Origin of the sequence: Lentzea cavernae (genome assembly GCF_014653695.1) — a bacterium.
Classification (GTDB): Bacteria; Actinomycetota; Actinomycetes; order Mycobacteriales; family Pseudonocardiaceae; genus Lentzea; species Lentzea cavernae.
On sequence record NZ_BNAR01000023.1, the window covers coordinates 108,246 to 118,699 of the forward strand.

13 protein-coding genes and 2 riboswitches are annotated in these 10,454 nt (G+C 69.4%); of the genes, 8 read left to right on the forward strand and 5 right to left on the reverse strand.

The genetic code is table 11. From position 1 onward, the window contains the following. Positions 1 to 14: 14 nt before the first annotated feature. Positions 15 to 653: a thiamine phosphate synthase gene (thiE, locus tag IE307_RS42220; RefSeq protein WP_191305116.1), complete on the reverse strand. Its 639-nt coding sequence runs from the start codon at positions 651 to 653 to the stop codon at positions 15 to 17. 26 nt (positions 654 to 679) lie between these two features. Continuing rightward, a riboswitch (TPP riboswitch) is annotated at positions 680 to 791 on the forward strand. Between thiE and IE307_RS42225 the strand changes: the two genes are divergently transcribed. The 5 genes from IE307_RS42225 (at position 786) to IE307_RS42245 (ending at position 3,608) form a co-directional block, all read left to right on the forward strand. Beyond that, positions 786 to 1,742, forward strand: coding sequence for an FAD-dependent oxidoreductase (locus IE307_RS42225; protein WP_191305117.1), 957 nt, complete (start codon positions 786 to 788; stop codon positions 1,740 to 1,742). It overlaps the preceding riboswitch by 6 nt. Next, positions 1,739 to 1,939: a sulfur carrier protein ThiS gene (gene thiS / locus IE307_RS42230; protein ID WP_191305118.1), complete on the forward strand. Its 201-nt coding sequence runs from the start codon at positions 1,739 to 1,741 to the stop codon at positions 1,937 to 1,939. Before IE307_RS42225 ends, thiS begins: the two co-directional genes overlap by 4 nt. A 1-nt stretch (position 1,940) precedes the next feature. After that, positions 1,941 to 2,696, forward strand: a complete 756-nt coding sequence (locus IE307_RS42235; protein WP_191305119.1) for a thiazole synthase — start codon at positions 1,941 to 1,943, stop codon at positions 2,694 to 2,696. 75 nt (positions 2,697 to 2,771) lie between these two features. Then, positions 2,772 to 3,215: a MarR family winged helix-turn-helix transcriptional regulator gene (locus IE307_RS42240; protein ID WP_229693556.1), complete on the forward strand. Its 444-nt coding sequence runs from the start codon at positions 2,772 to 2,774 to the stop codon at positions 3,213 to 3,215. 63 nt (positions 3,216 to 3,278) lie between these two features. After that, positions 3,279 to 3,608: a VOC family protein gene (locus tag IE307_RS42245; RefSeq protein ID WP_229905586.1), complete on the forward strand. Its 330-nt coding sequence runs from the start codon at positions 3,279 to 3,281 to the stop codon at positions 3,606 to 3,608. 33 nt (positions 3,609 to 3,641) lie between these two features. On the opposite strand, the gene thiD is transcribed toward IE307_RS42245, so the two are convergent. From thiD to IE307_RS42260, 3 genes are all read right to left on the reverse strand, one after another. Continuing rightward, entirely contained in the window at positions 3,642 to 4,457 is an 816-nt protein-coding gene (gene thiD, locus IE307_RS42250; RefSeq protein ID WP_191305120.1) for a bifunctional hydroxymethylpyrimidine kinase/phosphomethylpyrimidine kinase, read from the reverse strand. Further along, on the reverse strand, positions 4,454 to 6,109 hold the full coding sequence (gene thiC, locus IE307_RS42255; RefSeq protein ID WP_191305121.1) for a phosphomethylpyrimidine synthase ThiC: 1,656 nt from the start codon (positions 6,107 to 6,109) through the stop codon (positions 4,454 to 4,456). The genes thiD and thiC overlap by 4 nt, the downstream gene beginning before the upstream one ends. Further along, a riboswitch (TPP riboswitch) is annotated at positions 6,101 to 6,223 on the reverse strand. (Overlaps the previous gene by 9 nt.) A gap of 709 nt (positions 6,224 to 6,932) precedes the next feature. Continuing rightward, positions 6,933 to 7,535 (reverse strand): LysE family translocator, encoded by a 603-nt coding sequence (locus tag IE307_RS42260; protein WP_191305122.1) that lies wholly within the window; start codon positions 7,533 to 7,535, stop codon positions 6,933 to 6,935. A gap of 73 nt (positions 7,536 to 7,608) precedes the next feature. Between IE307_RS42260 and IE307_RS42265 the strand changes: the two genes are divergently transcribed. After that, complete coding sequence (locus tag IE307_RS42265; protein ID WP_191305123.1) at positions 7,609 to 8,544, forward strand: aldo/keto reductase; 936 nt, start codon at positions 7,609 to 7,611, stop codon at positions 8,542 to 8,544. Here IE307_RS42265 and IE307_RS42270 read toward each other — a convergent pair. Next, a complete protein-coding gene (locus tag IE307_RS42270; protein WP_191305124.1) occupies positions 8,541 to 9,119 on the reverse strand; it encodes a peptide deformylase in 579 nt (192 codons plus the stop codon). The two genes, IE307_RS42265 and IE307_RS42270, sit on opposite strands and share 4 nt — an antisense overlap. Before the next feature lie 108 nt (positions 9,120 to 9,227). On the opposite strand from IE307_RS42270, the gene IE307_RS42275 reads away from it, so the two are divergent. Together IE307_RS42275 and IE307_RS47550 are read left to right on the forward strand one after the other, a co-directional pair. Next, positions 9,228 to 9,506 (forward strand): DUF3263 domain-containing protein, encoded by a 279-nt coding sequence (locus IE307_RS42275; RefSeq protein ID WP_089910320.1) that lies wholly within the window; start codon positions 9,228 to 9,230, stop codon positions 9,504 to 9,506. A gap of 329 nt (positions 9,507 to 9,835) precedes the next feature. Further along, positions 9,836 to 10,123 (forward strand): LytR C-terminal domain-containing protein, encoded by a 288-nt coding sequence (locus IE307_RS47550; RefSeq protein WP_308436443.1) that lies wholly within the window; start codon positions 9,836 to 9,838, stop codon positions 10,121 to 10,123. The last annotated feature ends 331 nt before the right edge of the window (positions 10,124 to 10,454 follow it).

Here is a 10,454-nt window from a genome sequence, read left to right on the forward strand (position 1 = left end):
TTTTAGTTCAAATTTCAACGATCAAGTTCGGATTTGAACAACTCGGCCGCCTTGCGCGGGTCCTCGGCGTCCGTGATGGCCCGCACGACGACCACTCGGGTGGCTCCGGCTTCCTTGACCTCGTGAAGGTTCGTCAGGTCGATGCCACCGATCGCGAACCACGGGCGGTCGGACTTCGTGGCGCGCACGAGGTCGAGTCCCGGCGCCGGACGGCCCGGCTTGGTCGGCGTCGGCCAGCACGGGCCGGTGCAGAAGTAGTCGACACCGGGCTCCTGCGCCGCCGCGGTCATCTGGCCGACGTCGTGGGTGGAACGGCCGATGACCACCTCGTCGCCGATGATCCTGCGGGCGAGCGGGACGGGCAGGTCGTCCTGGCCCAGGTGCAGCACGTCGGCGTCGACGGCATGAGCGATGTCCGCCCGGTCGTTGACGGCGAGGAGCTTCCCGTGGCGTTCGGTGGCCTCGGCGAGCAGTTCGATCGCCTCGATCTCCTGCTTCGCCTCGAGTGACTTGTCCCGCAGCTGGATGATGTCGACGCCTCCCGCGAGGACCGCGTCCGCGAACTCGGCCAGATCAGGCCGGTTCGGTGTGCAGAGGTAGAGGGTCGCGTCGGCGAGTCGTTGCCTGATCAGGTTTCCGTCGAGTCCTGGCACGCACGCACGTTAACCGTTATGTTGAAGTCGGTCCGCACGGGAGCCTGGAGAACACCGGGCTGAGAGGGAGCGTGGTTCGCTCCGACCGTCGAACCTGATCCGGGTCATGCCGGCGCAGGGAGCGTGAATGCCTTGAGCAGTGTGGAAGTGGCCGTCCGGGGTGGCGGCGTCATCGGTCTGTCCGTGGCGCTGGCCGCGGCACGGGCCGGGTTCTCCGTCTCCGTCTCCGACCACGGCTCGCCGCACGCGGGTTCGCGGGTCGCCGGCGGCATGCTCGCGCCGGTGACGGAGGCCTGGCCGGGTGAGGAAGCCGTGGTGGCGCAGGGTGTCGAGGCCCTGGCGATGTGGCCCTCGTTCGCCGCGTCGATCGGTGTGCCGCTGTTCGACGCCGGGACGCTGGCGGTCGGGACGCAGCCAGGTGACCTCGCCGACCTGCGGCACGCGGGGGAGTTGCTGACCTCGCGGGAGATCCGGGCCCTCGAACCGTCGCTGGGCCCCGCGGTGCGCGGTGGCGTGTACGCGTCGGGAGACCTGGCCGTCGACAACAGGGTGCTGCTTTCCGCACTGTGGAAGGCATGTCAGGACGCCGGAGTCGTGTCCTCAGTGGAGGGACGGGTCACGGTGATCGCGGCCGGGGCGTGGAGCGGCTCGCTGCACCCGGCTCTGCGCGACGTGATCCGGCCGGTCAAGGGCGAGATCCTGCGGCTCACGCACCGCCCCGGCGCCTTGCCGCCACCTCGTCACACCATCCGCGCGCTGGTCTCCGGTCGTCCCGTGTACCTGGTGCCGCGCGACGACGGTCTGGTCGTCGGCGCGACGCAGTACGAGGCCGGGTTCGACACCGACGTGTCCGTCGCGGGCGTGCGGGACCTGTTGCGGGACGCGGAAACCGTGCTGCCGGGCATCGCGGAGTACGCGCTGACCGAGGCCGCCGTGGGGTTCCGCGCCGGCAGCCCGGACAACGTGCCGGTCGTGCGGTGGCTCGAACCCGGCGTGATCGCGGCGACGGGCCACCACCGCAACGGACTGCTGCTGGCCCCGCACACCGCACGTCTCGTGGTGGAACTGCTTCAGGAGGGAAGTTCGTGAGGGCACAGGTGAACGGGACCTCCCGCGACTTGGCCGAGGGCACGTCGGTGGCCGCGGTCGTGACGCTGGTGGGAGCACCGGCGAAGGGCGTGGCCGTGGCACTGGACGGCGCCGTGGTGCCGAGGGCGTTGTGGGAGAAGACGATCGTGCCGGACGGCGGCGTGGTCGAGGTGCTGACCGCGGTCCAGGGAGGCTGACGTGGACGATCCGCTGATCATCGCGGGCCGGGAGTTCCGGTCCAGGCTCATCACCGGCACCGGCGGTGCCGCGAACCTCTCGGTGCTGGAACGGGCCCTGGTCGCCTCCGGCACCGAGCTGACGACCGTGGCGATGCGCCGCGTCGACGCCGCCGGTCAGACCGGTGTGCTGGAGTTGTTGCGGCGCCTTGGAATCGAGGTCCTGCCGAACACCGCGGGCTGCCGCACGTCCGCCGAGGCCGTGCTGACCGCGCAGCTCGCGCGGGAGGCGCTGGAGACGAACTGGGTCAAGCTCGAGGTCGTCCACGACGAGGAGACCCTGCTGCCGGACCCGGTCGAACTGCTCGACGCGGCCGAACGCCTGGTCCTGGACGGGTTCGTGGTCCTGCCCTACACCAACGACGACCCGGTGCTGGCGCGCAAGCTCGAGGACGTCGGCTGCGCGACCGTCATGCCGTTGGGCTCTCCCATCGGCACGGGCCTGGGCATCCGGAATCCCCACAACATCGAGCTGATCACTTCCAGGGCATCTGTTCCAGTAGTTCTCGACGCGGGCATCGGCACCGCGTCGGACGCGGCGCTCGCGATGGAACTCGGCTGCTCGGCGGTGCTCCTCGCGACCGCCGTCACACGAGCTCAGGACCCGGAACGGATGGGCGCCGCCATGCGTTGTGCGGTCGAGGGCGGACGGCTGGCGCACCTGGCCGGTCGAATTCCGCGGCGCTTTTGGGCCCAAGCGTCTTCGCCGGGTCTCTGAGTCGCTACCTTGGGTACTCACGTGTTGGGGGATGATTGAGCACTACCTGAAATCCGCCGAGGAGGACGACTAGCCGTGACGGCCCCCATTGACGCCGAGGTCGAGGACGCGACCGCGCGCCTGTACCTGGCGATCGGCCGGCTGGCCCGGTTGCTGCGACGCACCGGTTCCCCCGGACTCGGCCCCGGCGCGGTCTCCGCGCTGGCCACCCTCGCGCGCTGCGGCCCCATGCGCCTCGGAGACCTCGCGAACAAGGAGGGCGTGGCGCCCCCGACGTTGTCGCGCATCGTCGCCGCGCTGGTCGAGGCCGGGTACGTGAAGCGCGAACCCGACCCGCAGGACGGCCGCGCCTGGCTCGCCACCCCCACGCCCGAGGGCGAGACGATGGTGTCCGGCGTGCGGTCCGCGCGGGTGCGCGAACTGCAGCGGCGGATCGAACAGCTGACGCCGGAACACATCTCGGCGCTGGTCGGTGCGCTGGACGCGCTGGAGACGCTGGTCGGCGAGGAGCCGAAGTAGCGCAGGAAGTCGCGGACCGGCGGCAGGTGGAGGGCATCGATCAAGGCGCCCGACCCCGCCGGCCTGGCTCGCTTCTACGCCGAGCTCCTCGGGTGGCACGTCGGCCACGAGGAGCCGGGCACCGCGATCGTCGCGGCCTCGCCGAACGGCCCGTTCTTCGTCTTCCAGCGCACGGACGGCTACGTGGCGCCGGTGTGGCCGCCGGTTGACGGGCAGCAGCGCCCGATGATGCACTTCGACTTCCAGGTCGGTGATCTGGAATCGGCTGTCGCCGAGGCGGTGGCGCTCGGTGCTTCGGTGGCGGAGTTCCAGCTGCAGCCGAACGTCCGGGTGCTGCTGGATCCCGCGGGCCACCCCTTCTGCCTCTGCCTGGAAGTCGACGAGGAGTCGTAGCCCGGCCGAAGGCGTGGGGCGGCCCAGCGGGTTTCAGCCGTCGAGCCTCCAAAAAGGTGAGACCGGCCCGGAGCCGGCGCCCAGCGGGTAGGCCGTGGCCACCGAGCGGACGATGAACTCCTTGCCGAACCGCACGGCTTCCGGCACCGAGGCTCCACGAGCGAGCGCCGAGCTGATCGACGACGCCAAGGTGTCGCCACTGCCGTGCGTGTGCTCGGTGTCGTAGCGGGGCCCGGGCAGTTCGATGAACTCCTGTCCGTCGTAGAGCAGGTCGAGGCACTCCGGGTCGTCCCACATGTGGCCGCCCTTCACGAGCACCCACTCCGGGCCCATGGCGTGCAACGCCTTCGCCGCCACGCGCTGGTCCTCGCGGTCCTTCACCGCGATGCCGGTGATCAGCCGCACCTCGTCGAGGTTCGGCGTCACCAGCGTCGCGCGCGGGAACAGCAGGCCGCGCAACGCGTCCAGGGCGTTGTCGGCGAGCAGCGGGTTGCCGTGCATGGAGGCCGAGACCGGGTCGACGACCAGCGGGGTCTTCCCCGCGCCGATGCCGACGCGGTCCAGCGCAGGGGTGATGGCCTCGATGATCTGCGCGGAGGCGAGCATGCCGGTCTTCGCGGCCTGCACGCCGATGTCCTCGGCGACCGAGACGATCTGCGCCGCGACGACGTCCGCCGGGATCTCCGAGACACCCGTGACGCCCAAGGAGTTCTGGACCGTCACGGCCGTCAGCGCGACGCAGCCGTGCACTCCGCACGCGAAGAGCGTGCGGAGGTCGGCCTGGATGCCCGCACCACCGCCGGAATCGCTTCCGGCGATGGTGAGCACCCTGGGGGGCGCCTCGGTCACGTGGTCTCCACGACCGGGAGGTAGACCTTGTTGCCCGTGTCCGCGAACTCGCCGGACTTCTCCGCCATGCCCGCCTCGATCGCCTCCACTGTGGACAGTCCGCGTTCCTCGGCGTAGCGCCGCACGTCCTGCGTGATCTTCATGGAGCAGAACTTCGGCCCGCACATCGAGCAGAAGTGCGCCGTCTTCGCCGGTTCCGCGGGGAGCGTCTCGTCGTGGAACGAGCGCGCGGTGTCCGGGTCGAGCGACAGGTTGAACTGGTCCTCCCAGCGGAACTCGAAGCGCGCCTTGGACAGCGCGTCGTCCCAGTCCTGGACGCCGGGGTGGCCCTTGGCGAGGTCCGCCGAATGCGCCGCGATCTTGTACGTGATCACGCCGGTCTTCACGTCGTCGCGGTTCGGCAGGCCGAGGTGCTCCTTCGGCGTGACGTAGCAGAGCATCGCGGTGCCGAGCCAGCCGATCTGCGCCGCGCCGATCGCGGACGTGATGTGGTCGTACGCCGGCGCGATGTCCGTGGCCAGCGGCCCGAGGGTGTAGAACGGCGCCTCGCCGCACCACTCCTCCTCGAGCCGGACGTTCTCGGCGATCTTGTGCATCGGCACGTGGCCGGGGCCCTCGATCATGACCTGGACGTCCTTGGCCCTGGCGATGTGCGTGAGCTCGCCCAGGGTCTTGAGCTCGGCGAACTGCGCCGCGTCGTTGGCGTCCGCGATGGAACCCGGCCGCAGCCCGTCGCCCAGCGAGAACGTGATGTCGTAGGCGCGCAGGATGTCGCAGAGCTCCTCGAAGTGCGTGTAGAGGAAGCTCTCCCGGTGGTGCGCGAGACACCACGCGGCCATGATCGACCCGCCGCGCGAGACGATGCCGGTGACGCGCTTGGCCGTCAGCGGCACGTACCGCAGCAGCACGCCCGCGTGCACGGTCATGTAGTCGACGCCCTGCTCGGCCTGCTCGATCACGGTGTCGCGGTAGACCTCCCACGACAGCGCGGCCGGATCGCCGTTGACCTTCTCGAGCGCCTGGTAGATCGGCACGGTGCCGATCGGCACGGGTGAGTTGCGCAGGATCCACTCGCGCGTCTCGTGGATGCGCTTGCCGGTGGACAGGTCCATGATCGTGTCGGCGCCCCAGCGGGACGCCCAGACCATCTTCTCGACCTCGTCCTCGATCGACGACGACACCGCGGAGTTGCCGATGTTGGCGTTGATCTTCACGAGGAACTTCTTGCCGATGATCATCGGCTCGGCCTCGGGGTGCTTGCGGTTCAACGGAATGACCGCACGCCCGATGGCCACCTCCTCGCGCACGAACTCCGCGTCGAGGTTCTCGCGCACCGCGATGTAGCGCATCTCCGGGGTGATGATCCCGGCCTTCGCGTACGCGAGCTGGCTGACAGCTCCGTTGATCGGTTCCCGTGCGGCGATCCACCCCGACCTCAGGTCAGGAAGTCCACTGTGGACGTCGATGGTCGCGTTGTCGTCGGTATACGGACCGGAAGTGTCGTACAGATCGACATGCTCGCCGTTGGTCAGTTCCACCCTGCGGAAGGGCACCCGGATGTCAGGAGCGACTTCGCGGTGCACCTTGCGGGACCCCGAGATCGGGCCCGTGGTCACACTGGGCTTGACCGAACGGTCGTCAAGTGCCGTCACGACATTCCTCCCTACGCCGGCATTACCCGGTCAGGTTCAGGCGGTCGGTGACACCGGCACTACTGCCAGTCACCCTCTCAGCCCGCTCTGGCGCGAGCTCCCGCGTTTTCTTGAGTTGTCGAGAACCGACCATAGTCAGAGCGCGCCGCAGCTGCCAAGGGCGTCGTTTGCCCCTAATCTTCTCCTCGTGGCGGATCATCAGCCGTTCCCGCCCGGCGCGCGTCGCGGTCAACGTCCCGCCGTGGTCTCGGCATGCCCTTCCTGCGGCGAGCTCGCGGGCCGGGGCTACCCCGACTGCGGCTTCTGCGCGGAACTGCTCGACCAGTTCTGGCTCGCGGACTGGGAGGCGCTGCGCACGTCGTCGCAGCTCGCCGACCGGGAACTGGCCGAACTGGTGACCTCCGCGGACGTCGGCCAGTACCCGTGGACGTGCGTCGACTGGGCGATGACGCTGCTGGCGTGCTCGCGCTGCGGTGCCGAACTGGGCACCGGGCCGGTCGAGTGCGTGCGGTGCGCGGTCACCGAGGAGCGCCGGTGGAACTGGGACCACGCGGCGCACCCGTCCACGATGAGCGCGAACGAGCACCTGCTCCGCGTGGCCCGAGCGGCCCTGCGCGCACCTCACCGGCGCCGTCCGGCCGTCGTGCAGGCCTGGCAGCTCGTGCTGCCGTTCCTGATCGCCGGTGAGGTGATCGAGTTCGGTCGCCTGGACCGCATCCGCGCGCACGTGCTGGCCGGCGGTTACGCGTCGATGGCCGCCTGCCACACGTTCGCCGAGCTGGCCGGGTTGCCGGAGCTGTTCTGGCGCCGGGGCGACCCGATCTCAACGCGGGTCGAGTACCAGCCGGATTCCGAGCGCCAGCAGCACGCCGCCCGACAGCTTCTCGAGCGCGGGACGGACGCGCGGCCTGCTGAGCCAGCCCCGGATGGTGTGCAGGACCGACACGATGACCAGGTACCAGACCGTGTCGATCAGGACCCAGCCGAGGGCGAGGAAGAGCAGAACCCCCTTGCCGGCCTCCCCGGCAGGCACGAACTGCGGTAGGAACGAGATCGCGAACACGCCGAGCTTCGGGTTGGCCAGGTTCACGACCAGCCCGCTGCGGAACGCGTGGCTCGCGGGCGGCGGCTCGGCGTCGGGCAGGCTCTTGCTGATCAGGGCCTTCACGCCCAGGTAGATCAGGAAGACCGCACCCGCGATCCGGAGCCCGTGGTAGGCGATCTCCGACGCCGTGAGCAGGACGGACAGGCCCAGCGCGGCCGCGACCGCCCAGCAGGCGACGCCGACCTCCATGCCGAACACCGTCGCCAGCGCGGCCTTCCGCCCGTGCACCGACTGTCGCAGGACCATGGCCGTGCCAGGTCCGGGCGACAGTGCGATGAGGAACGAGGCAGCCACGAAGGCGACGATGTTTTCGACGGGCATGCCTTGAATGGTCGCGGGTGGCCGCAACTTGTTTCTTGACCTGGAGCGCGCTCCAGGATGTTCGCTGATCGCCATGACCTTGGAACTGGGGAAGCTGGGATTTGGCACGTGGGCCATGGGCGGCCCGTTCTCGGGGCCGGACGGCCTGCCGGTCGGCTGGGGACCCGCCGACGACGGCGAGTCGGTCAAGGCGTTGCGGCGGGCGGTCGAGCTGGGCGTGACGCTGTTCGACACGGCGGACGTCTACGGCTGCGGGCACGCGGAGACCGTGGTGGGGCAAGCGCTTGCGGACGTGCGTGACCAGGTGGTGATCGCGACCAAGTGGGGCTGCGGGTTCGACGCCGCCTCCCGCCGGATGACGGGGAACGAGGGGTCGGTTCCGTACCTGCGCCGCGCCGTCGAGGGGTCGCTGCGGCGGCTGGGGACCGACCGGATCGACCTGTACCAGCTGCACGTCGGCGACCTGGGGCTGGAGGAGGCGGCGCTGCTGCGCGACGAGTGCGAGGCGCTGGTGGCCGCGGGCAAGATCCGCGCCTACGGGTGGAGCACGGACGACGTCGAGCGGGCGCGGTTCTTCTGCGAGGGCGAGCACGGGATCGCGGCGCAGGCCGACATCAACCTGCTCTTCGACAACCCCGAGATGTACGCGGGGGAGCACGCGGTGCTGTGCCGCCGTCCGCTGGCCATGGGGCTGCTGGCGCGGGAGACGTTCCCGGAGCTGCCCGCGGACGACGTGCGCGTGACGAACCCGTCGTGGCTGCGGTTCTTCGTCGACGGCCGGCCGTCACCGGAGTACTTCGCGGCGCGGGAGGCCGTTCGGGACGTGCTGACGTCGGGCGGTCGGACGTTGGTGCAGGGCGCGCTGGCGTGGTTCTGGGCGCGTTCTCCCCGCCTGGTCCCGATCCCGGGGGTCCGGACGGTGGCCCAGGTCGAGGAGAACGCGGGTGCCCTGGAGTTCGGGCCGTTGAGCGTGGAGGAACTGGCGCAGGTCGAGGCCGTGCTGCGTTAGTCCTCGTCCTCGTCGAAGTTCGCGGGGTCGTTCGGGTCCCAGGAGAGGCCCGGCTGGTTCCACTCGTTGTCGCGCAGCATCCGCTTGGCCTCCTTCTTGTACCGGCCGATGAGGCGATCGGTGTAGAGGTAGCCGTTGAGGTGGTCGGTCTCGTGCTGCAGGCAACGCGCGAAGAAGCCGGTGCCCTCGGCCTCGAACGGCTGACCGTCGAGGCCGACACCGGTCACCTTCGCCCACTGGGCGCGTCCGGTCGGGTACGCCTCGCCGGGCACGCTCAGGCAGCCCTCGAAGTCGTCGTCCGGGTCCGGCATGGTCTCCGGGATCTCGGAGGTCTCCAGCACCGGGTTGCAGATCACGCCGCGGTGCTGGACGCCCTGGTCGTCCGGGCAGTCGTAGACGAAGACCCGCAGGTCGAAGCCGATCTGGTTGGCCGCGAGCCCCACTCCGCGAGCAGCGGCCATCGTCTCGAACATGTCGTCGACGAGGGTCTTCAACTCGGTGTCGAACTCGGTGACCTCGCGCGTCGGGTTGTGGAGCACGGGGTCGCCGGCGATGCGGATGCGATGGACGGCCATGGCTGAACTTTATGCGGTCCAAAACTGTCGGTGTCGCGCGGTACGTTGGAACGATCACGTGATTGAATTGCCCGCACCTGAGATGGTGTGGCGACCGTGGGGAGCCAGATGGATCACGCCGAGACGCTCACCTCCGCTGACGGGCTGACCAGCCGCGAACGCACGATGCTCGCGTTCGAGCGCCAGTGGTGGAAGTACTCGGGATCCAAGGAACAGGCCATCAGGGAACTGTTCGACATGTCCGCGACCCGCTACTACCAGTTGCTCAACGCGCTCGTTGAATCCGAAGCCGCTCTGGCCGCAGATCCGATGCTGGTCAAGCGCCTGCGCGGCGTGCGGACAGGCCGCCAAAGGGTTCGCGCCCGCGCCAGGAGCACCGAGGACTGATGACCTCCCCCGAGTCCGCAAGCCCGTCCCGTCCGGCCAAGGCAGCCGGCTTCGCCCTGCTCGGCGTCGCCGCCGTCGCGTTGGTGATCGGAGTTGTCAGCCTCTTCGGTGGGGGCTCCTCCGACACACCGCCCGTCGCGGAGGGGTCGTCCACCGCGCCTCCTGCGGCTACCACTACTTCTGCCTCTTCTGGTTCTTCGGAGCAGCCGCCGGCTTCGTCCGCGCCTCCGGTGACCACTACAGGTTCGCCCACCGTGCCTTCGGTGCCGGTCTCTTCGGCTGTGGTGCCGCCTCCGCCTGTCACTCAGCCCGGGGTTGCGAAGGCTCCGGTGCGGGTTTACAACAACTCGACGATCACCGGGTTGGCTTCCAAGGCTGCTGATGAGGTTCGGGCCAACGGGTGGGGTGTTGCCGAGACCGGCAACTACTCCGGGGGGACGATTCCCACCACCACCGTGTACTTCCGGCCTGGGACTGAGGAAGAGGCTGCGGCCAAGGAGTTGGCTTCGGTGTTGAGGGCTCGGGTTGAGCCTCGGTTCGATGGGATCCAGTCGGCTGCTGCCGGGGTGATTTTGATCGTCACCAATGACTATCAGGGTGCTTCGAAGAACAAGTAGGACTGTCGGACCCTTTGAGTAGGTTGGGTTGTAGGGGTTCCCAGGTTGGGGGGACGCCTGCGTTAGCTTGCGGGTTCGCGGCTTTGCGGGTGGGTCGCCTTGGGTGCGGCTGGTTGCGGGTGCGTGCTTCCCCTGGGGCTCTGCCCCAGACCCCGGCAATCTGAGATGGGGCCGGCGCCCTCGGCGGGTTGATGGCACGCCTGTTGCTCAGGGCGGCTGCCTGTTGCTTAGAAGGTTGCGTTGGCGGTGGGTCCCATCACGAGTCGCACCAAGAGCGGGCCACATGCAGGTAGGGGTGTCAAGCGGACGAAGAGCGTGGAGTTGTCCCCGA